Below are 23,300 nucleotides of genomic sequence, written 5' to 3' on the forward strand. Positions count from 1 at the left end.
GCTGAGGTTGTCGCTGAAACGGAACGCTGCATGCGTTACAATATAGTTCCCCACCGCTCCCCCCCTCCCCATTGATTGCGTGCAATGTCCCCACCCCTTGCAGTTTTCACACCCCGCCGTGAATCGACGTTGATGGAATTCCTCTGTCGAACAATTTTTTTATGGGCAGCGGTCTGTTCTTTGCTCCTTGACGGTCCTCCCGCCGCATTTGCAGACGATTCCTTGAATTCAATCCAACCGAGCGAGGAGTTTGTAGCTACCCCCGCACAAACCGAGTTCTTTGAAAAGAGAATTCGCCCGTTGCTGGAGTCTCACTGCATGGAGTGCCACACCGAGGAGGAGAAGAACGGAGGCCTATCCTTAGCGCATCGACTTTCCCTTTTGCAAGGTGGAGATACAGGCCCAGCCATCGAATTGAAGGAACCGTCCCAGAGTCTGCTGCTCCGAGCGGTCCGCTACCAAGACGAAGCGCTGAAGATGCCCCCCAAAGGGAAACTGTCCGATCAAGAGATCGCGTGGTTGGAGGAATGGGTCGGGCAAAAAGCCCCCGATCCTCGACCTGAACCCAGTGCTGCGCCAGCGACTCCCCTCCAAGGGATGAGTATCGAAGAAGGACGTGAGTTTTGGTCATTTCGCCCGATCGATCCCCCGGACATTAGCGAGTTAACTCCCGACCTTGTGAGCAAAGCCAACGCTCCGGCCTCCCCTATCGATCTTTTCATTGAACAAAAATGGGCGGAAGCAGGTCTCACCCCTGCACCGGAAGCCTCCAAGCTCATTTGGCTTCGACGGGTGACTCAGGATCTAACCGGGCTCCCACCCACCGCGAATGAAATCGCAGATTTCGAACAAGACGATGCACCTGACGCGTTTGAGAAGGTTGTCGACCGATTGCTCAATTCACCGCAATATGGCGTCCATTGGGGGCGGCATTGGCTCGACACCGTTCGGTATGCAGACTCCAACGGTCTCGATGAGAATTTAGCCTTTGGCAACGCGTGGCGGTTTCGCGATTACGTCATTGGTTCTTTCAATACGAACAAACCGTTTCACCGATTTATCAAGGAGCATCTCGCAGGAGATTTACTTGACGACGCGTCAGTCGAATCGCAAACCGGGACAGGCTTTCTAGTTCTCGGTGCAAAGGTGCTTGCCGAGCCCGACCGCGAGAAGCTAAGTGTTGACACGATCGATGAACAGATCGATACGGTTGGAAAAGTGTTCTTGGGGTTGACTTTTGGTTGCGCCCGATGCCACGACCATAAGTTTGATCCCGTCAAGCAGGACGACTATTACTCCCTTGCCGCGATCTTTCAAAGCACGCGCACTTTCGCCGACACCAACACCGGCGCGATTCGTCATTGGAACGAGATTTCAATCGCATCGGACGAGGAACGCAGGGAGATTGCGGAACTGAACAAGGAAGTTGCGGCAAAACAAGCTGCCTACAACAAGGCAAAAAGCTCGGCCATGGAAGATTTGCGTCAAGCGACGCGAGCCAAAGTGCTGGATTACCTTTCCGCATCAATGGAATTGATGCCTGATTGCACGCTCTCCCAATGTGTCCCGATTGCGGAGAAATACTCGCTCCATCCACGCGTTTTGCTGAACTGCCGACTCTATCTTGCTCGCTTTGCAGACGGCGAACTCTTTCGTGTTTGGGATGATTGTACCAAGCGACAAGCTCGCGATGAGATGTTAGATCACTACCGAGTTCTTTTCGATCCCAAGTCGGATCTGCCGGAGGGGGTCAAGAAAACCGCTGCAGCCGCCTTGGCCAATTCAACAGGATTCCTCGCGATTCCAGCCAAGTTCGAACATGCTCTCACCGAGGAACAAATTCGAGAGATCAATCGACTGGCCGAAGAAGCTCGCTTGTTTGAAAGCGCTGCAAAGGACGAGGCGGCGGTGATGGGAGTTCGCGATGCACACGTCACGGACGAGATGCCGATCCACATCCGCGGTAACTACCTATCACGCGGACGACTTGTTTCCAGGTCTTTTCCAAAAGTTCTTCTTAGTGAACGCGAGAAGCCTATCTTCCATCGACAACAAAGCGGACGGCTTGAGTTGGCCGAGTGGCTCGTTGATCCTCGCCACCCTCTTACCTCGAGAGTGATTGTGAACCGGTTGTGGGGATGGCACTTTGGACGCGGAATTGTTTCGACCACGGAGAATTTTGGGCTGCTTGGTGAGAAGCCTACCCATCCTGAGTTACTCGATTTCCTCGCGCGCGACTTTTTGGAATCGGGATGGTCGATGAAAGAGTTTCATCGCATGGTTGTTCTTTCCAGGACCTATCGTTTGGATTCCTCGCATCCCCAAGAAAAAGAGATGGCGGAAATAGATCCCGAGAACAGGTTGCTTTGGAAGTTTCCGATGAGGCGTCTCGCAGCGGAAGAGATCCGCGACGGAATCCTTTTCCAGTTTGGCGAGTTGGACCTTCAGTTGGACGGGAAAACAGTACCGCTACGCAATCGACAATTCGTGTTCGATCACACGTCGATCGATCATACCCAATACGACACGAATCGAAGGACAGCCTACTTTCCAATCATCCGTAATAACTTGGCCCCGATTCTTCAGCAATTCGATTACCCCGATCCTACGATGCCGACCGGGGCTCGCAATACGACTTCCGTGGCACCGCAATCCTTGTTGCTAATGAATGCACCTTGGATTCTCGACGCGAGTCGGCGCGATGCGGAAAGGCTCATCGATCGGGAACCATCCGATTCGGCTCGGCTTCACGCGGCCTTTCAATCGAGTTTAGGACGCGGTCCGACCGAGCGAGAAACAGGAATCTTCTCCAACTTTTTGCATTCGGATTGGCATACTGTCACGGCGGAATCGGAACCCCGCGAACGGGATGCCATGATTTGGTCGCTCGTCCTTCAGAACCTCGCCATCAGCAACGAGTTTTTTTATGTTCGATAATCGACGTCAGTTGCTTCAATCCTCCGCGGTGGGGTTTGGATACTTAGCCCTCCAATCCTTGCTGGCGTCGACGGGTTATTGCAGCCAGCCATCCAGCAATCCACTTCGTCCGAAGGAGCCCCATTTCACGCCGAGGGCCAAAAGGATCATCTTCCTCTTTATGAAGGGGGGACCCTCGCATGTGGACACGTTCGATCCCAAACCTGCGCTCGATCGCGACGATGGCAAGCCACCTCCCTTCGCGTTGCCTCGCGTTGTGTTCGCTGCCCAAGGAAATTTGCTCAAGTCGCCCTGGAAATTCCAACAACATGGCGAGTCGGGGCTTCCGGTTAGCGAACTTTTTCCGAATGTGGCCCAGCATATCGACAAACTGTGCGTCCTTCGTTCGTTGCACGGTAGCAATCCTGCGCACGGCGGAGCGTTGCTCAAGATCCACACGGGGAGCGATCAGTTTGTCCGCCCCAGCATGGGTGCATGGGTCAGTTATGGATTGGGGACCGAGAATCAAGATCTGCCGGCGTTCGTCACGATTTGTCCGACCCTGGCACATGGCGGCGTCAACAATTGGGGATCGGCCTTCTTGCCATCCAGCTACCAAGGAACCCCGATTGGTAACGCGAGCCTGCCAGCCACCGCCGCTACCGTTGGCAACATCCGAAATCCGAGGATCGATCCGGCTGTCCAGCGAAAGCAATTGGATTTGCTTCGCGAGATGGAGTTTGCCGAAAGTTCGCTAAGCGAGCGCAATCGAGAGCTGGATATCCGTTTGGATCACTTCGAACTAGCCTACCGAATGCAGAATTCCATCCCGCGCATTCAGGATCTTGCCTCCGAATCCGAGGCAACCATGCGTCTCTATGGGATGGATGATCCGATGACGGAAAACTTTGGACGACAATGCCTTCTTGCCCGTCGTTTCCTCGAAGAAGGGGTTCGATTCGTTCAAGTCACCCATAGCGATAGCGAGGTGCAATGGGACCAGCACAGTGACCTCTACCTAGGACACACCAAGAATGCCGCCGAAGTCGATCGCCCCATCGCGGGATTGCTGACCGACCTGGAACAACGAGGACTGCTCAAGGATACGCTGGTCCTATGGGGAGGTGAATTCGGTCGAACCCCCACCTCCCAAGGCAACGGCCGCGATCACAATCCTCATGGCTTCACCATGTGGATGGCCGGTGGAGGTGTCAAAGGTGGTTTCGCATACGGAGCGACCGACGAATACGGATATTATGCCGTAGAGGATAAAATGCACATCCACGATCTTCACGCCACGATCCTGCATCTCCTCGGATTGGATCACGAACGGCTGACCTACCGCTATGCCGGGCGCGACTTCCGACTGACAGATGTTGCAGGACAAGTCGCGACAAAGATCTTGGCATAACGGTGCTTATGTGGGTAAGTCGACCCCAAAGTAGCGATGTAAATATCCTTTACGATCCTCCGACTGAACATATTCGACCAATGCGTAGAGCTTCTTCTGATCGCGTTGAAGCTTCGCAGAACGGTCCGCATCACTTGCTAAGGTCTCTGGGAGAGGAGCCTGAACGAAGACGTTGGACAAATCGTTCTCATCGTCGATGACGCCATAGCGTTGCAGCATGGAGAGCGCGGTTTCCAACCGTCGGTCTTGTTTGCGCCGATCGGACAATCGTTCTCGCAACCATTCCATCCCAAACGCGCGTACCTCGTCTGTATCGAATTTCAAAAAGTCATAAACCCGATGGTAGAAGTCGGCGTTCGGATTGCTCCATTGGTTGAACTCCATCTGCGTCAGCAAATCGTCTTGCGAATAAAGAAGGGTACACAGAGAAGGCTCGCCATCTCGCCCTGCTCGACCGATCTCCTGGTAGTAGGATTCCAGAGAACTCGGGACCTCGGCGTGCAAAACGAATCGGATGTCCTCTTTGTCAATTCCCATCCCGAAAGCATTCGTGGCCAGCACGAGCGGTGCATCTCCACGCATGAATCGATTTTGGATTTCATTTCGGCGGTGTCTGGGCAAATCTCCGTGATAACGGATATGCGGAATCCCTCTCTTACTCAGACGTTCACTCATCTCTTCCAAGGAGCGAATGAGCGTGTAGTACACGATCCCGGGACCTAATGGCCAGCGTTCGACGGTTTTCGCGATCGCATCGAGCTTCTCGTCTATTCCCCACACCGTTTCGACCGTCAGCTCGAGATTGGGACGATCAATCCCCTCGTGAAAGATTTTACAGTGCGATTTTGACTGATCGCTTCCGGACAATCCCAACTGCTCAATGATATCGACTTGGACTTCGCGCGTTGCTGTGGCGGTTAACGCAATGGTAGTAGGATCGCCGAGCACACGACGGATATCCCGCATGCGGGAATAGTCAGGACGAAAATCGTGCCCCCATTCGCTAATACAGTGCGCTTCATCCACCGCCATCAAAACGATATGCCTGGAACGCAAGACATCAAGAAAGTCCGGCTTCCGGAATCGCTCGGGAGTGACATAGAGTAGTTGGAATTCACCCGTTCGAATTCTTCGATATCGGTCCTCGCGTTGCTCGCGACTGAGCAACGAATTGACCATCGCCGCGTCGATTCCCTTGCGTACCAACGTGTCGACTTGATCCTTCATCAAAGCGACCAAAGGGGAAATCACGAGAGTCAGAGGAGGGAGCGAATGCTCCATCTTTCTCGATGCACTCGACAGTACCAGTGCGGGAACCTGAAAGCAAAGAGACTTCCCGCCACCTGTAGGCATGAGGACAAGAGAATGCTCGCCACCGAGCGTTCGCGCGATCACCTCACCTTGGCAGCCTCGAAATGCATGATATCCAAAGGAATCGCGAAGGACTTGATAAGCCTCTTCCATTCCTACGCTTCGATCTTGGAACCGAGAATCTTTGCAAATTGGGAGATCCAAGCTGGGTGGGCTGGCCAAGCCGGAGCGGTAACCAAATTGCCATCGGTGTGAGCCGAATCGAAGCCTTCGCTAGGTGCGATATACTTTCCTCCCGACGCGACGACTTCGTATTGGCAAGCCGGATAGCAGCTACAGGACTTTCCATCCAAGACACCCGCCGCCGCTAAAATCTGCGGTCCATGGCAGATGGCTGCGATCGGTTTGTTGGCTGCTGCAAAGTGACGAACGATTTCCAGTACCCGAGCATGAAGTCGCAAGTACTCCGGTGCACGTCCCCCGGGTAGCACCAACGCATCGTAAGTCTCCGGCTGCACGGAATCGAAGTCTCGGTTTAGTCGAAAGCGGTGGCCCGGCTTTTCCGAATACGTTTGATGACCTTCGAAATCATGAATCGCGGTTGCGACGAAATCGCCTGCTTTTTTATCCGGGCAAATTGCATCGCACTGGTGACCAATCATCCCTAACATCTGATAGGGAACCATCACTTCGTAGTCTTCGACGAAGTCACCGACGATGAATAGAATCTTTTTCGAGGCCATGTCTCTGCTTTCCTTCAATCTCGTTTCACGGAATCGAAATACGATAACAAATCCAACCCATTGCCTAAAGGAGTGTTTAGCCCTCGAACTCCGACCTTTTGTCGCGGGTTGCGATCGGTTACTCTTTTCAACTTCACTCCACAATCATTCCCTCCCTGCAGCCAAAACACCATGGGTAATCTCGCCAAGGCTTGGATACAGCTCCATCCTCACGACAACTGCATCGTCGCTTTGCGTTCTCTCCAGTCTGGTGAATCGATCGAGAGCCATGGGAACGTTACCGTGGTGAAGCAGCCGATCGACGCTGGCCATAAAATGGCGATCCAATCGATTCAAACGGGCGCGAGCATTCTCAAGTACGGTTGGCCGATCGGTGTTGCTACCGAGCCTATCGCCCCAGGAACACATATCCACGATCACAATCTCAAATGCGAACATCGTATGGACTATGAGGGACTCGCATCGATGACCCCCGAACCACCCCAGCCCCTTCTCGGCAGGACGTTCGAAGGGTATTTGCGACCCAGCGGTAAAGTTGGAACTCGCAACTACATCGGTATCATTTCCACCGTCAATTGCTCCGCTTCGGTTTCACGTTATGTCGCCAATCATTTCACCCCCGAAATTCTGAGTCGTTACCCCAACGTGGATGGTGTCGTCGCATTCAAGCACGACAGCGGCTGCGGATTGGCTTACGAGGGGATCAAGCATCGAACGCTCAGCCGTGTTTTAGGAGGCATTGCCAAGCATCCGAACATCGCGGCTTACCTGTTGATCGGCCTTGGGTGCGAACAGAACACACTCGGGCATTTAATGAAGGCGCAGCAATTGGTTTCCCTCCGTATGCCTGGGCAATCATCCGCTGCGACGATGGACATTCCGATTCTCTCCATGCAGGATATCGGCGGGACCGCGAAGACGGTCGCGAAGGGCGTCGAGCTGGTGAACGAACTCCTTCCCATCGTGAACAGCTATCGACGCGCGACCGTACCTACTAGCGAGCTGGTGCTGGCGACGAAATGCGGAGGATCCGATGGTTATTCGGGTATCACAGCCAATCCCGCTCTTGGTATCGCATCCGATCTTTTGGTTGCAGCCGGTGGTACCTCGATCTTAGGTGAAACCACCGAACTCTATGGAGCTGAACAGCTCTTTACGAAGCGAGCTGCGAACGAAGCGGTTGCTCGCAAGCTACTTAATAAGATGGAATGGTGGATCGACTACACGAAACACTACCAAGAAGAATTCGATAACAACCCGTCCCTCGGTAACAAGGCTGGAGGACTTACCACCATCATCGAAAAGTCCCTCGGTGCCGCGGCCAAAGGGGGGAGCACGGCGCTGCAAGATGTGTACGAATACGGTGAGATTGTCGACCGCAAAGGGCTCGTGATTGTCGACTCGCCTGGATTCGATCCTGTCTGCGTGACCGGAATGGTAGCGAGCGGCGCGAATGTTGTCGTCTTCACCACCGGTCGGGGCAGCTGCTTCGGATGCAAACCTGTTCCCAGTATCAAAGTCGCAACGAACAACGCACTCTTTCAACGAATGCCTGATGATATGGATCTCAATATGGGAACCGTACTAGAAGACGAGAGCCTGCAGGATGCCGGGGAGCGATTGTTCAACGAAATCCTAGCGACTGCCAGCGGAAAGAAGACCAAGAGCGAATTGCTCGGATACGGCGACGATGAATTTTGCCCTTGGCCGATCGGGCCTACTCTCTGATTTATTTTCGCAAAACGCCATGCGTCAGGATCCTTTAGAATCGACCCATCTAAGGGATCTTTGAGAGAGTTGGCTTCGCTGGTCGCCCATGCATGGAACGACGAGCCAGCGAGATTCGTGCGATGGTTTACTTCTTGGCCAGCCTTACTTCTTGGCCAGCATCGTCTCGACTTGATTGACGATGTTCTCGGCAGTGATCTTGAAGTGCTCATAAAGTTGGCTGGCTGGTGCGGATGCCCCGAAGGTGCTCATGCCAACGAACTTGCCATCGATACCGATGTATTTGTCCCAACCAAGTCGAATGCCGGCTTCGCAGGCGACGCGAGCGGTGATCGAACCAGGCAAAACAGTCGCTTTATAGGCATCGTCTTGCTCGTCGAACAACTCCATGCACGGGACGCTGATGACGCGAGCCTTGATTCCCTTGGCTGCAAGCAACTCCTGGGCCTTGAGGCAAATGGGGATCTCCGTTCCCGTTCCGAGAATCAATGCTTGTGCTCCACCATCGCAATCGCTTAAGACATAGGCGCCCTGGAGCGTTCCTTCGGCAGCCCCGAACTTGGTGCGGTCTAACGTTGGAACATTCTGCCTCGAAAGAACCATCGCCGTGGGGTGATTGTCGATGCTCAAGGCTGCTTTGTATGAGTACAACACTTCGTTGGCATCCCCAGGGCGGAATACATAAAGCCCGGGGATAGCGCGGCATGCGGCCAAATGCTCGACGGGTTGGTGGGTTGGGCCGTCTTCACCTAGACCAATGGAATCGTGGGTCAACACGTAGAGAACGGGCTGATGCATGATGCTGCTCAGTCGCATCGATGGTCGCATGTAATCGGTGAACACGAAGAAGGTCGCGCCGTAGGCTCGCAGACCCGAAAGGCTCATCCCGTTCAAGGCCGCTGCCATGCCGTGTTCGCGAATACCAAAGTGCATATTGCGACCCGCATAGTTACCCGACCCAAAGCTCCCGAAGCCGTCCAAGTTGGTCATGGTGGAGGGGGCCAAGTCGGCGGAACCACCGAAGAGGCAGGGAAGGTTGGGTGCGAGCATGTTAAGAACCTTGCCGCTGCTCACTCGTGTCGCCAATCCTTTTGCATCGGCGGCGAACTCCTTCAGTCCAGCATCCCAGCCGGCGGGAAGCTTGCGATCGATGATGGCTTGGACGTCTGCTGCTTCCTTCGGAAACTTGGCTTTGTATTCGGCAAAATTCGCCATCCAAGCGGCTGAGGAGGCGGCGCCATTCTTTCCAATGGTATCAGCAAAAACTTTGCGAGTGACTTCGGGCACGAAGAACTTCTCATCCTCGGGCCATCCATATGCCTTCTTCGTTAGCTTGATCTCGTCATCGCCGAGTGGGGCACCGTGAGCGCCATGCGTGTTGGCTTTGTTCGGGGATCCGAATCCGATCACCGACTTCACGATGATCAAGGTAGGGCGGTCCTGAGTCGCTTTGAAGTTCGCGAATGCAGCCTGAAGGGCGGACAAGTCGTTGGCGTCAGCGACTTCGATGGTGTTCCAGCCAAGCCCTTGGTACTTGAGCGCGACGTTCTCACTATATGCGAGGTCTGTGTGCCCTTCGATCGTGATCCCATTGTCATCGTAGATCCAGCAAAGGTTCGATAGCTTCAAATGCCCTGCGAGAGAAGCGGCCTCGCACGCGACACCTTCCATCAAATCGCCGTCGCCGCAGAGCGCGTACACATCGTAGTCAAAGAGATCGTACCCGGGCTTGTTGTAGGTCGCTCCGAGAAACTTGGACGCGATCGCCATTCCGACAGAATTCCCAACTCCCTGCCCAAGGGGTCCGGTGGTGGTTTCGATCCCAGTTGCATATCCGAATTCCGGGTGACCCGCGCAGGGACTGTGCAACTGTCGGAAATTCTTGAGGTTGTCGAGAGTGAGAGCGGGTTCGGCAGTCACTTTCCCGTGAGCGTCGACATTGCGAATGCCCGAGAGATGAATCATCGAATAGAGAAGCATGGACGCATGGCCACAGGAAAGAACAAATCGATCGCGGTTCGGCCAGAGAGGCTGGGCCGGATCGTATCGCATCGCGTCGGTCCAAATTTGAAACGCGACAGGAGCCAATGCCATCGGTGTACCAGGGTGCCCGCTATTCGCAGCTTGCACGCCATCCATGCTAAGGGTTCGAATGGTGTCGATCGCGACTTGGGTTGGGCTGGTAACGGGTGCGTTCATGAATGGCCTGCGGATTAGTTGAGTTAATCAAAGAAGTGGCGTTCATCGTTAAAACCCCGGGAAAATCCGTCTCCGGAGACCACTTTCTAAGACCGGAAGAATAACGCCTGCGAAGAGGTTAGGCAATGAGTCCTAAAGGGATGGAAACAGGCGTTGGAAGCGGATGGAAGGGGGAGATTCTCGGCTCGCGGGACGGGGCATCTCTGATAGAATCTCGCCGGTACGCAGGAATCGTTACGCAAACCCTTCAATAACCGAACATGTCTGATTATCGAATCGAAGTGGACTCCATGGGCGAGGTCCAAGTCCCCGCCAATGCTTACTACAGCGCTCAAACTCAGCGTGCCGTCGAGAATTTCCCGATTTCAGGCTGGCAGCTTCCGGTCCCTCTGATCCGGGCCATGGGAAGAGTGAAATTGGCTTGCGCGATTGCGAACCACGACTTGGGAAAGCTGACCGGCACCGGAAAAACGCGATTGACAGAAGAGCAAATCGCCGCGATGAAAGCCGCTTGCCAAGAGGTCATCGACGGGAAGATGGATGGCGAATTCCCGATCGATGTTTTCCAAACCGGCTCCGGTACGTCGAGCAATATGAACGTCAACGAGGTCATCTCGAATCGAGCCATCGAGATGCTGGGAGGGGATCGCTTTTCGAAATCAAAACCGATTCACCCCAACGATCATGTCAATATGGGGCAAAGCACCAACGACACCTTTCCAACCGCGATTCACGTTGCTACCGCGGTGGAGATTGAGACCAAGTTGATTCCTATGCTGAAGCGATTTCATGAATCGCTTCGAGAGAAGGCCCGCAAATGGGATCGGGTCATCAAGATCGGACGCACCCACTTGATGGACGCAACGCCGCTTCGATTGGGGCAAGAGTTTGGAGGCTTTGCTCGCCAAATCGAGCTTTCGATGGAGCGCGCCAAACAAGCCATCAAGGGGGTCTTGGAATTACCGGTCGGAGGCACCGCTGTGGGGAGTGGGATCAACACGCACCCCGAATTCGGTGCGCGCGTTGCGAAAGCCCTCGCCAACCAAACCGGTATCCCGTTCGTCGAAGCAGTTGATCACTTTGAAGCCAATGCGCAGCGCGACGGGTTGGTCGAATCGCACGGTCAAATCAAAGCGATCGCAATGACCCTTTTTAATCTGTCTAACAACATCCGATGGCTCGGATCGGGCCCCCGCTGCGGGTTCTACGAAGTCATCTTGCCAGATCGCCAACCTGGCTCTTCGATCATGCCAGGGAAAGTGAACCCGGTCATGTGCGAAAGCATGATGCAACTCACCGCCCGAGTCATGGGAAATGACACGACCATGACACTGTGCGGCGCATCGGGAGGCAATTTCCAGCTCAATATTATGATGCCGGTCATGGGGCAAACGATGCTGGAGAGTATTATGTTGCTCACCAATGGTGTCGGTGCCTTCATCGAGTTCTGTATGGACGGACTTGAAGCCAACCCAGAGGCTTGCGAGGCGAGTGTCGAACAAAGCCTTTCCATGGTAACGAGCTTGAACCCCCATATCGGATACGAAAAGGCAGCCAAGCTCACCAAAGAGGCATTCGCATCCGGCAAAACCATCCGCGAACTTTGCTTAGAACAAAACGTGCTCCCCAAAGAGACTCTCGATGAGGCGCTCGATCCGTTCACCATGACAGAACCCCAAGCCTAACCGAGTGTGCGGCATCAGGCTCAGGCGTCCACGAGCGGGTACGCAGGGACGCGGATGAGTAAGTAAAATCGCGTCCATTCCATTCCTTTCCCAATCGCTCCCTGGCTACCAGCCAAAGAGCGAGTCCACGGAGCTTCCGTCATGCGACTGCTAACCACGCGTTCCTTGTTTTCACTTTGGTGCAAGCCATTGTTTGTTGGGTGCATTGCCTTGTTCGGTTCGACATGCGCAAGTGCTACGGAGCCTCGTTCCATCGACTTGCCTCTTTGGAAGGATGGAGCGCCGGGGGCGTTGGGAAGTGAACCCAAAGACATCCCCATGGCGATGGTACGGTTGCCAGAGAGCGGGAGTCCAACCGCAGCCTTGGTGGTATGCCCCGGAGGCGGTTATGGGAATCTCGCCATGGGACATGAGGGGCACGAGATCGCTGCTTGGGCCAATGATCTCGGCATGGCTGCCATCATTTGCGATTATCGACACCGCAACAAAGGCTACGGGCACCCGGCGCCCATGCAAGACGCAATGCGAGCCGTTCGATTGACCCGAGCGATGGCCAAGGAGTGGAATATCGATCCGAATCGGGTCGGCATTATGGGATTCTCGGCAGGTGGACACCTCGTTTCGACCGTGTTGACACAGTTCGATCTCGGGGATGCAAACTCGACAGATCCAATCCTCAAGCAGTCCAGCCGCCCCGACTTTGGCGTCCTCTGCTATCCGGTCATCCTTTTTGGGAAACCTAAATCGCACAAGGGGAGCGAGAACAACTTGCTCGGCAAATCCCCGGATCCGGAACTACTGGCATCGCTTCAGAACGCGGACCGCGTGACAAAGGACACCCCTCCGACATTTCTGTTCCACACGATGGAAGACACTGCCGTGCCTCCAGAGAACTCTCTCGAGTTTTACTCGGCGATGGTAAAGGCCGGCGTACCTGGAGAACTCCATATCTACGAAAAGGGGCGGCACGGTGTCGGGCTGGGGAAAGCGATTCCTGCAACGGGAGATTGGTCCAACGCGCTCCAACGCTGGCTCGCCTCTCGCGGAATCATCGAGCTTAACATTCCCGCGAGTTCGGGTCGCAAACCAGCGACCTTAGAAGCGAAAGAATAGTCAACCATCCCCTCTGCCCCTACACACTTCGACTCTCCAATATTGTCAGCGACGAAAACAACCGATCTTATGGATGATTCCCTCAAAGCGTTGATCCCTAACCGAAACGCTGCGATGCCCGCGGTCTTCGTCAATCGGCCGATGCTTCACCCGAACATTTACCGAAAACGAATCCTACAAACCGAGGGAAATCCAATCGCTGGCCAATGGGTGGCCGTGTATTCGGTGAATTCGGATTACCCAGATCGCGATGCCGAGGGCAGGCGGACAGGCGGGACTCGCTCGGAATCCGAGCCAAGCCTTTTTGCCTACGGGATCTACAACCCTCGCTCGGAAGTCGCCGTTCGTTTGATGTCGTGGTGGGGTGAATGGCCCGATGAACCGTTTTGGGATCGGATTGCCGACCAAGCCGTGTCACTTCGCCGCGATGTTCTCCGACTCGATGAGACCACCGATGCCTATCGAGTCATGCACGGTGAGGCCGATGGCGTTCCCGGCCTGGTCGTCGATCGCTACGGCGATTGCCTCAGTGCAGAGCTCTTTAGCCTGGGAATGGCGTATCGCTGTGAGCCGATCTTGGATCGATTGCAAAAGCGACTGGGGACCAAGCATTGGTTGATCCAAGAGTGCCCGCAATTCCTTAGCCAAGAGGGATTGTCGATCCCATCCCGAAAATCGGAGGGATTGCCAGCCACCGTCACCGTCCAAGAAAATGGGGTGAAGTATCGCATCCATTTCGGCACCGGTCATAAAACAGGATTCTTCTGCGATCAGCGAGATAACCGCAAACAATTAGCGCACTTCTCAAAAGGGAAGTCGGTTCTCGATCTTTGCTGCTACACAGGAGGATTTTCCGTTCAAGCAGCAAAAGCAGGGGAAGCGTCCGATGTGACGGGCGTCGACCTGGATGATGAGCCCTTGGCGATGGCCAAGAAGAACGCCGATATCAATCAAACGCGCATCCGTTTCGTCCAATCCGACGCTTTTGCCTTCATGCGAGACATGCTCCGCATCGGCCGACAATACGATGTGGTGGTGCTCGATCCTCCCAAGCTAATTCGGTCCCGCGCCGAGCTCGAAGAGGGAAGCAAAAAGCATTTCGATCTGAACAAGCTCGCCATGCAATTGGTGAAACCAGGTGGGATGCTGTTGACCTGTTCCTGCGCAGGATTGTTGGATACGGAATCCTTTCATGGTATTGTCCGTTCCGCTGCGAAAGCGACCGGCTTTGACGCGGAAGGAAAGCCTCACCCGCCCCGTACTCTTCAAATCCTCCATTCCACCGGTGCGGCGCCCGACCATCCTGTCGTTGCACATTGTCCGGAGACGGGCTATCTCAAAAGCATTTGGGCCAGGGTGCTCTAGCCGCATATCCCGCACCCCATCCATTGAACTATACTAGGGAAAGTGCTCTCCCCTCCCCCCTTCCCACCCTGGCACGTTGCAATGCGTTTACTCGACATGACCTTGGCCATCGGACGTCTCTATTTTGCTTCGAAGCGAATCCTAGCCGTTCCAGCTCTATCGTGCGCCGTGGCGAGCTTCGGGGTAACGCTCTGTTATGGGCAAGCGTCCGACTCTGCCTACTCAGTCGAATGGGCTTGGTCGCAACAGGAAGTTGCAAACGCAGGGAGTTCCTTTTGGCCGCAATACCGCGGCCCGCGTGGCGATGGCCATGCCCTGACGGATGCGAAGCCTCCCACTCAATGGAGCGAGGATAAGAATCTTGCTTGGAAACACGCACTGACGGGCAAGGCGTGGTCGTCACCCGTCGTCTGGGGTGACAAACTTTGGCTGACCAACGCAACGGACGACGGACTTTCCATGTCGGTGCATTGCTTGGAACTGGCGACAGGAAAAGTGCTTTGGGAACGCCCCCTGTTTTCGAATCCGGAAGTGCAAAAGGACTTTCATGTTTTCAATTCGTACGCATCCCCGACACCGGTCGTCGATGGTCAACACATCTTTGTCAGTTTTGGAGCATACGGTACAGCCTGTTTGGATAAGACATCGGGCAATACCGTTTGGGAACGACGCGATCTTCCCTGCAATCACTATCGCGGTGCGGGTTCCTCGCCGATCCTTTTCGAGAACTCGCTGATCTTCCATATGGATGGATTCGACGTTCAATACATTGTCGCACTCGATCGTGCGACCGGTGCGACGCTTTGGAAGACCGATCGCGATATTGACTATGGGACCGACAATGGGGACTACAAAAAGGCGTATGGAACGCCGCATGTAGTTCAAGTGAAGAACGGCGATAGCACCTCGCTGCAATTGATCAGTCCAGCGGCCAAAGCGGTGATTGCATACGATCCCCGCTCAGGGAAAGAGCTTTGGAAAGTGCGCTACGAAGAACATTCGGCTTCGTTGCGTCCCCTGTATGACGGAAATATCATCTATACCAGCACCGGATTTAGCAAAGGGAAATTGCTTGCGATTCGCCCCGATGGTACCGGTGACTTGACCGAAAAAGGAGTGCTATGGCAAGCATCCAAATCCATTGGAGCCAAGCCGTCTCCTCTTCTGATCGGCGATCAAGTGATCACGCTCGAGGATCGCGGAGTCCTATCCGCTATCCATAAAGCGACCGGGGAAACCGTTTGGCAAAAACGCCTCGGCGGTGACTTCAGTAGTTCTCCGATTTTCGCTGACGGAAAAATCTATTGCTTGGACGAGCAAGGCAAGGGGCATGTTGTCACGCCTGAAGGAGAAGTTTTGGCTGAGAATGTCCTTCCCGCCGGTTGCCTTGCCTCTCCCGCTGCGGTCGGCGATACCTTGCTAATTCGCACTCGAAATGCTATCTACGGATTCCGCGAATGAATCCTTGACGAAGTACTGTCAGACCGAAGGATTCGAACCTTTCATTGCAACGAGGGAGTGTGTGATGGCGATCGTCTGGACGATATTGTTATTGGTGGTTTCGAATTTTTTCATGCTCATGGCTTGGTACGGCCATTTGAAAGACCTCGCCGAGAAGCCGTGGTTTGTCGCCGTCCTCGTCAGTTGGGGAATCGCCTTCTTTGAGTACCTTATTCAAGTCCCCGCAAATCGAATCGGTTATGGGCATCTGTCCCTCGGTCAGCTAAAGATTCTGCAGGAGGTCATCACCCTTTGCGTCTTTGTCCCCTTTGTCTATGTCTACATGAAACAAGGGCTCAAGTGGGATTATCTCTGGGCAGCATTGTGCATGTGCGGCGCCGTCTACTTCGTATTTCGAAGCGGCTTCCAACCCATTTCTGAAACTCCACAATGAAATTTGAATCTCGCTTCGTTGACTCGTTGCCAGGGGATACCTCCAACGATCCTCGCCCCCATTTGGTATGGAAAGCCATGTACTCGCTCGTGGCACCGACCCCGGTGCGTGAGCCTTCGCTACTAGCCTACTCACGATTTTTCGCAAATGAAATCGGAGTGGATTCCAAGTGGCTCGAGAGTGCCGAGGGAGTAGGCGTTCTCGCAGGGAATCGTTTGGTCGAAGGGATGAAGCCTTACGCGATGTGCTATGGGGGCCATCAATTCGGGAATTGGGCCGGGCAGCTTGGAGACGGTCGAGCCATCAATTTGGGAGAATGGATCGATCCCAGCGGTAAATCATGGACTTGGCAATTGAAAGGTTCCGGCCCCACCCCCTATTCACGATTCGCAGATGGCCGCGCCGTTCTTCGATCCTCACTTCGCGAGTATTTGTGCAGCGAGGCCATGCATGCCCTTGGAGTCCCGACCACGCGTGCTCTGAGTTTGGTTGGGACCGGAGAAACCGTTTTGCGCGATATGTTCTACGATGGAAACGCGAAGCACGAACCGGGCGCAATCGTTTGCAGAGTTGCTCCCAGTTTTATTCGTTTCGGAAACTTTGAAATCTTTGCAGCGAGGCAAGACACCGACAACTTGCGAGCACTGGCTGATTTTACCATCGCCAACCATTTTCCCGAATTGGGGCCACCATCGCTGGAAACCTATGAGGCTTGGTTTCGCGAAGTGTGCATTCGAACGGCCGCAATGGTTTGCGATTGGATGCGTGTCGGATTCGTTCACGGAGTGATGAACACCGACAACATGTCGATCTTAGGCCTGACGATCGATTACGGACCTTATGGTTGGGTCGATGCCTTCGACTCGGATTGGACCCCCAACACAACCGATTTTGAAATGCATCGGTACGCATTTGGAAACCAACCGCAGATTGCCCAGTGGAACCTCGTCCAACTGGCCAATGCGTTGTTCCCCCTGTTTGATCAAACGGAGCCTTTGCAGCGAGGATTGGATTCCTTCGTCTCCGAGCTTGCTAACTCCTATCTCTCGATGCAAATGGCGAAGCTGGGACTGCCCGAAGGGGGAGGAACCGTCGGGAGAGCAATCGTAGAGTCTTTGGAAAACTGTTGGCGATTGACGGAGATCGACATGACGATCTTCTACCGACAATTGGCCCGACTCCCCGAGGCTTGGTACACCGGTAGTGGCTCCTCGGACGCATCGCTGATTCAAGACTTTTGCGAATACGTCGGACCTGCGTTTTATGACACGATCCAACCCAACGTGCCGGGGTTAAGACCATTGTGGGACTGGGCACTCCAGTTTCGGCACGCCGTTCAAGCGGGAACGACCGATTATCGCGGCAGGTCGGAGTCCATGAACCGTGTCAATCCAAAGTATGTTCTCCGGAATTTTCTTGCGCAACAGGCAATCGATCGAGCCGAAGATGGGGATTTGGTGGCGCTGCACGAACTGATGGATCTGCTCCAAAACCCTTATGAGGAACAACCTAGCCAAGAAGCGAATTTTTATGTGAAGCGACCAGAATGGGCGCGGCATAAACCGGGTTGCTCCACTCTTTCGTGCAGCTCGTAAAAGGATCGGATCCGGAGGCTCGCTGCACGCTGGTACCCGTTTACGCACGGAGGATATCGCTCACCACTTTGGCAGGGCGTTTTGCAGTAATGATCTGCATTTGATTGTTGTAGGGATACGTTACCTCTTCCCACTTCAACCCGAACAAATGCATGACCGTCGCTTGGAAATCGTTGGGGGTCACGATGTTTTCAACCGCTTTGTGACCAAACTCATCCGTTTTGCCGTAGACCTTTCCGCCTTGGATCCCGCCACCCGCCATCCAGATGCTGAACCCTTGTCCATTGTGATCGCGCCCCGCCTTCTCCGGTGAGCCATGATCTTGGGTAACGGGCAAGCGGCCGATCTCTCCTCCCCAATGTACGAGCGTGGAATCGAGCAGCCCGCGTTGCTTGAGGTCTTGGATCAACCCTGCGACAGGTTTGTCGGTCTTCTTGCAAATGGAGGTGAGTCCTGTTTTCAGATTGTCGTGGTTGTCCCAAGGCTGGTTGGCGTGAAACAATTGCACAAATCGAACCCCACGTTCCACTAGTCTTCGTGCCAATAAGCAACGCGTTCCATACTCTCGTGTGGCTGGTTCATCGATCCCGTATAGTTTCAACGTCGCTTCGGTCTCCTTGGAGATATCGAGCGCATCGGACGCGGCGATCTGCATCTTGGCCGCTAACTCGTAGCTTGCAATGCGAGACTCCAAATCAGATTCCCCGGGGTGGGTTTCCAAATGCATACGATTTAATTCTTGTAGCAGATCGAGGTTTTGTCGCTGCACTTGCCCTGCCAAATGGGGAGGCGGTTGTAAATTGAATATACGAGGCTCTTTTGGCCGAAGCACCGATCCTTGGAACATCGCGGGCATGAAGCCATTCGACCAATTCGTCACCCCGTCGACGGGATGACCACCCGGATCGGACAAAACCATGTACGCGGGCAAATCCTGCGACTCGCTTCCAATCGCATAGGTTAGCCAAGAACCCAATGTCGGTCTCCCCAGAATACCTGGGATACCCCCGTGAAAATATCGGATCGAAACCTCGTGACCATTCGCTCCGGTGTGCATGCTCCGAATCAGGCAAATGTCATCGACGATTTCCGATGTATGTGGGAGCAACTCCGACAACTCCATTCCACACTCACCGCGAGGCTGGAAGGAAAATGGACTTCCCAACAACTTCTTGCTCGCTTGGTTCACAAATGAGAAGTGGATGTCTCCCGTGTAATCGGTCCCACTGTATTTGGTTAATTCGGGCTTTGGGTCCGTTAAATCCATGTGGGATGGACCGCCGTGCTGAAAAAGCGAAATCATCGCTTTCGCTTTCGGCTCGAAGTGGGGTTGTCTCGGTTTCACGTCATTGTGCGGCTTGGCTTTGACGATAGGAGGCGCGCCTTGACCTCCTTGAGATGCCAACATCCATTGCAAGGCGATCGCACCGATTCCCATCCCTGAGTGCTTAAGCCAGAGCCTTCTCGAACCTATCGGTAATGATTCCATGTCCATAATCTCAATCGATGTAAAGGAACTCGTTCGAACAAATCAACATCTGGCAGATATTCGTCAATAACTGCTTGGGCACACTGCTCCCTTGAGGCACTCGTTCAGGTTCTGTGTGAAGCAGGGCGATTTGTTCTTTAGCAAACCGCTGCACCAAAGCAATCTCCGGTGCAGTCAGATCGCGGTGAAGAACGATCTTCCAAGCGGTTTGAATTTGGACTGGAAGATTGGCGTGTGATTCCATTGGGCCAGAAAACTGCTTAACCGAATCGAAAACGAGCGTCTGGCCGGAGTCCGACTTCAATTCGAGTACGACGGGCCATTGGAAGGAGTCCGAGTTCTCGTTGTCTCCGCATTGCACGAGAAAGTCGACGGTCTCTCCCGCGCGAACGGCAACATCCGATAGGGTGGTGGAAGCAGATCCTTTTTTGACACTCCAGCTTCCTATGGAGCTTCCATTCCAAAGGACTGTTGCCGCGACGCCATCGCCATTTTCGCTGGCGTGCTCAAGTTTGCCAGCAACCTGTAGGGATCCGTCGGCAGGAACGATGAAACGTCGAATCGCCGGGAATTGTTTGTTTCCAGGATGGCCACCTGAAGCATGCAAGAGGGACCAACCGATCCGTCCGTCGGGCACCTTCCCCGAGCCTTGCCACTGCGACCCATTGAAATGCGCATAGGCTTCGAATCGATCGAACCTTTTCGCTTCCTCATCCCAACTTCCCGTGCCGTAGGCCCAAACAGGCTTGGGAGGTTCCGGGAGATCCCAAACGTCAACGTGCTTGGATGTCGCATTTTTGGCGAGTTCGATTGCCCGTGAAGCAATCTTGCTCGCTTGATCGATGGCAAAGTCTCCGTTGACGAGCATAAGGGATTGCGTCGGGACGGTAGAGGGGGTTCGCACGTCGCAATTGATGCCCATCACCGGTGCATCAAAGCTCTGGAGCATGGCGACCGGCTGAGTTCGTCTCCATTTTGCATAGATGCTTCGGCGAGTTTGACTCGGATCGATGCGAACTTGTCCCGTTTCGTCTTCCTGCAATGCGATAGGACGACCAAAAAAAGCCCCTTGGAGAGTGCCCGACATACTCAACATGGTATCGCGAATCGCTTCAGCCTCTAGACGTATGGTCGGCTTTCGCCAGTACGTGCGATTGTCAGGATCGAGCCTATCTCCCGTTTCATGCCGCGCCGAGCTTTGCCGATAGGCACTCGATGTAAGGATCTCCCGATGAAGTCCCTTTAAGCTCCAATCTCGGTCTAACCAAACCCGGGCCATCGCATCCAAGAGTTGGGGATGTGTCGGCGCCGAACCGAGTTGTCCAAAATCTCCAGGAGTTTCGACGATCCCGCGCCCGAAGTGATGCAACCAAACTCGGTTCACCATCGATCGTAGGAAAAGAGGGTTGGGACTATCTCGGTCGGTTAACCAGCGAGCAAAAGCCAATCGACGCCCCGACGTGGGGATCGCAGCATCGTCATCTGGCAAGGAAGAAGATCGATCTTCTGCGACAAGCACCGAGAGTTTCCCAGGCTTCACCTCGCGTGTTGGTTGATTGGGATCCCCTCGATGAAACAATTGCGTTTTGGGCAAATGATTTGGCGGCTCGACCAGTGCGTGAACAAATTCTTCGGTTGGTTTGGTCGCCCGAATCTCAGCGATTTTTGCATCCAGTTTCTTGAGTTCCTCCGCCGCCATCGGGGAGTACTGATATAGAACCCCAGGTGTGACATTGACGCTCGGATTCTTCAGAAGGAGCCCCTTCTGCTCTTCCGATCGTTTCTCGGCAGGCGTCTCGTAGGCTGCTCGCAGGGCGTCGCGTTCTCCCTCGGGAAACTTCAGTAACTCTTTTTCAAACGCTTCTTGAATAAACTCCGCCTGCTTTTGTTTTTTCTCGTCAAGAACCTTTGCTGCATCATTTTCGATCGCCAACGACCGAGCCTTGTCGGCTTCGGACTGCAATGAAATCAATCGTTCGGAAGGCGTCTTCCAATTCTTCCAATCCAGCGAGGGTTCCAGCACGGCACGCAAGGCAAAGTAGTCGTGCTGCGAGATAGGATCGTACCGATGGTCGTGGCACTGAGCACAATGAAGACTGGAACTGAGAAGAGTACTGCCAAGGATTTGAATCGTATCGGAAATGGTTTTGTTTCGACCTTCCGTCGTGTTATCACCACTCCCTGTTCCATCGGCTGCCATTCGCAGCAACCCAGTCGCAACAAGGCACTCCTTTTGTTCGTCGGTCCAGTCGCCAACGCGTGGTCCGGCCAGTTCGTCCCCTGCCAATTGCTCGTGCATAAAACGATCGAAGGGTTTGTCTTCATTCAAAGATTGGATGACGTAGTCGCGATATCGCCAAGCCCAAGCCCGTTCGGAATCAGCGATCGTCGCGCCATCGCTGTCCGCATACCCGACTGCATCCAGCCAATGCCTCCCCCATCGCTCGCCATAGCGAGGGTCTGCAAGGAGTGAATCGACCAGTTGTTCGTACCAATCCACATCGTTGCAATGGTCCCAACGCTCCCAATCTTCTGCCGACGGGGGCATGCCGAGCAAATCCATATAAACGCGTCGAACCTGCACCCGCTTCGGCGCATCTGCTTGTAAAGTCAATCCGCTAGGCATGCTCTGCAAGAGGAGAGCGTCGATGGCATTTCGAGCGCGATCCAATTCCAGTGACGCAGGTATCTGTGTTGTAGAAATGGGAATGTAAGCCCAGTGGGATCTCTCCTCATCCGTCAAGGGAATCCCGAAGCCGATTTCCTCTGGTTCCGGTCTGCGCGTCGGGGCGCCCGCATGGAGCCATCTACGAATGCGATCCTTTTTGTCGGCACTGACTTTTCCTTCTCCAGGAGGCATTTCGTCGTTTGCGATTCGATTCCAAAGGAGGCTCGATTCGGGCGACTGCAAATTCAACGCAGGTCCCGAATCTCCCCCCTGGGTCATGAATCGAACCAAACGTAGATCCAGGGAGCCGTCTGGGTTTTCCTCCGCTCCGTGACAGTCCAAGCAGTACTCGCGCAAGATCGGGCGAATATCTGATTCGAAGAACGGTTTCGACGTTGCATCCTCGCCAAAGGCTCCTCGAGGTGGAGGGAAAACCAAGGCAATCGCTAGTCCTGCGAAATAAACACCATGGCGGAAAGTCGCAAGGTTTGATGGAGAAACCATCCACGTAATCATAGAAATACCGGTGGGGGTCGCGAAATCGACGGCGGGAAAGGGTGGGGGGGCCGCAAACTCGGCCGTCCCTATTCTAACAAGATCGAATTGGCGAAGCGAGGTGATTTGCACGTTACTTCAGTTCGAACACTCAACGCGCGACCCAAAAACGCGGCGTACCCAGTCGCGCTGTCTTGGTATTAAACGACCTAACAACATGGAAGATAAGCAAGGCCATTCGAGGGCAATACGTACACGTCTGCGCTAGGTCAATCGAGCTGGTGTATTGGTCATCGGAGGTGTCTTCCATTGCATGCGCGAGTCGAAATCCAAAAAGAAGCGCTTGCACTTGCCTTCCCAGAGATTTCACCGCTTTGGCTGCAATAGGATCTCTTAGAAAGGGATAACGACGGTGAGACAATACAGTTGCCATAGTCCGCTTCTTCGCTATGAGGACTCGCGCCTCGTCAGCAATCCCTTAGTCGGTTGTACTTGAATGTGGACGGTCGTGTAGAAGGAAAATTCCAGTCCCTTGCGGAAACTATCAATCTGAGGATCGCGAAAATGACTCCGACAGCAGTCTCCAAACAACACAATTGGAAAGAGTGGCTTGGGCTATTCGGCATATTCACAAGTCACCTGATTGCCTTTTGCGTGCTCTACCTTGCTCTAACGCGATTTGTACCAA

The 23,300-nt window shown here is 54.1% G+C and carries 14 protein-coding genes; 9 read left to right on the top strand and 5 right to left on the bottom strand.

The window, feature by feature from the left end; all coding sequences use genetic code 11:
- Positions 1-84 precede the first annotated feature (84 nt).
- Entirely contained in the window at positions 85-2,937 is a 2,853-nt protein-coding gene (locus SH467x_RS20180; RefSeq protein WP_482368888.1) for a PSD1 and planctomycete cytochrome C domain-containing protein, read from the top strand.
- Positions 2,927-4,327, top strand: coding sequence for a DUF1501 domain-containing protein (locus tag SH467x_RS20185; RefSeq protein WP_482368889.1), 1,401 nt, complete (start codon positions 2,927-2,929; stop codon positions 4,325-4,327). The genes SH467x_RS20180 and SH467x_RS20185 overlap by 11 nt, the downstream gene beginning before the upstream one ends.
- Before the next feature lie 6 nt (positions 4,328-4,333).
- Here the strand turns inward: SH467x_RS20185 and SH467x_RS20190 are convergent, their stop codons facing one another.
- Both SH467x_RS20190 and SH467x_RS20195 read right to left on the bottom strand, forming a co-directional pair.
- Positions 4,334-5,791, bottom strand: coding sequence for a RecQ family ATP-dependent DNA helicase (locus SH467x_RS20190; protein WP_482368890.1), 1,458 nt, complete (start codon positions 5,789-5,791; stop codon positions 4,334-4,336).
- A 2-nt stretch (positions 5,792-5,793) separates the two neighbouring features.
- Complete coding sequence (locus SH467x_RS20195) at positions 5,794-6,381, bottom strand: DJ-1/PfpI family protein (RefSeq protein WP_482368891.1); 588 nt, start codon at positions 6,379-6,381, stop codon at positions 5,794-5,796.
- 171 nt (positions 6,382-6,552) lie between these two features.
- Here SH467x_RS20195 and SH467x_RS20200 point away from each other — a divergent pair, with 171 nt between their 5' ends.
- Entirely contained in the window at positions 6,553-8,109 is a 1,557-nt protein-coding gene (locus SH467x_RS20200) for a UxaA family hydrolase (protein WP_482368892.1), read from the top strand.
- Positions 8,110-8,253: 144 nt separating this feature from the next.
- Here SH467x_RS20200 and tkt read toward each other — a convergent pair whose 3' ends face one another.
- Positions 8,254-10,308: a transketolase gene (gene tkt / locus SH467x_RS20205; protein ID WP_482368893.1), complete on the bottom strand. Its 2,055-nt coding sequence runs from the start codon at positions 10,306-10,308 to the stop codon at positions 8,254-8,256.
- Between the two features lie 260 nt (positions 10,309-10,568).
- On the opposite strand from tkt, the gene SH467x_RS20210 reads away from it, so the two are divergent.
- From SH467x_RS20210 to SH467x_RS20235, 6 genes are all read left to right on the top strand, one after another.
- A complete protein-coding gene (locus SH467x_RS20210) occupies positions 10,569-11,993 on the top strand; it encodes a class II fumarate hydratase (RefSeq protein ID WP_482368894.1) in 1,425 nt (474 codons plus the stop codon).
- 141 nt (positions 11,994-12,134) lie between these two features.
- Positions 12,135-13,106 (top strand): alpha/beta hydrolase, encoded by a 972-nt coding sequence (locus SH467x_RS20215; RefSeq protein ID WP_482368895.1) that lies wholly within the window; start codon positions 12,135-12,137, stop codon positions 13,104-13,106.
- A gap of 69 nt (positions 13,107-13,175) precedes the next feature.
- Positions 13,176-14,471 (top strand): class I SAM-dependent rRNA methyltransferase, encoded by a 1,296-nt coding sequence (locus SH467x_RS20220; protein ID WP_482368896.1) that lies wholly within the window; start codon positions 13,176-13,178, stop codon positions 14,469-14,471.
- Positions 14,472-14,552: 81 nt separating this feature from the next.
- The gene (locus SH467x_RS20225) at positions 14,553-15,932 is read left to right on the top strand and encodes an outer membrane protein assembly factor BamB family protein (protein WP_482368897.1); all 1,380 of its coding nucleotides are present in this window, start codon (positions 14,553-14,555) and stop codon (positions 15,930-15,932) included.
- Positions 15,933-15,996: 64 nt separating this feature from the next.
- On the top strand, positions 15,997-16,365 hold the full coding sequence (locus SH467x_RS20230) for a DMT family protein (RefSeq protein WP_482368898.1): 369 nt from the start codon (positions 15,997-15,999) through the stop codon (positions 16,363-16,365).
- Positions 16,362-17,960: a protein adenylyltransferase SelO gene (locus SH467x_RS20235; RefSeq protein WP_482368899.1), complete on the top strand. Its 1,599-nt coding sequence runs from the start codon at positions 16,362-16,364 to the stop codon at positions 17,958-17,960. Before SH467x_RS20230 ends, SH467x_RS20235 begins: the two co-directional genes overlap by 4 nt.
- Before the next feature lie 40 nt (positions 17,961-18,000).
- On the opposite strand, the gene SH467x_RS20240 is transcribed toward SH467x_RS20235, so the two are convergent.
- Positions 18,001-19,449, bottom strand: a complete 1,449-nt coding sequence (locus SH467x_RS20240; RefSeq protein ID WP_482368900.1) for a DUF1501 domain-containing protein — start codon at positions 19,447-19,449, stop codon at positions 18,001-18,003.
- Positions 19,450-19,459: 10 nt separating this feature from the next.
- The gene (locus tag SH467x_RS20245; protein ID WP_482368901.1) at positions 19,460-22,621 is read right to left on the bottom strand and encodes a PSD1 and planctomycete cytochrome C domain-containing protein; all 3,162 of its coding nucleotides are present in this window, start codon (positions 22,619-22,621) and stop codon (positions 19,460-19,462) included.
- Between the last annotated feature and the right edge of the window lie 679 nt (positions 22,622-23,300).

The sequence above is a fragment of the Brakhagea slesvicensis genome (assembly GCF_052161625.1).
GTDB lineage: Bacteria > Planctomycetota > Planctomycetia > Pirellulales > Pirellulaceae > JBKCUI01.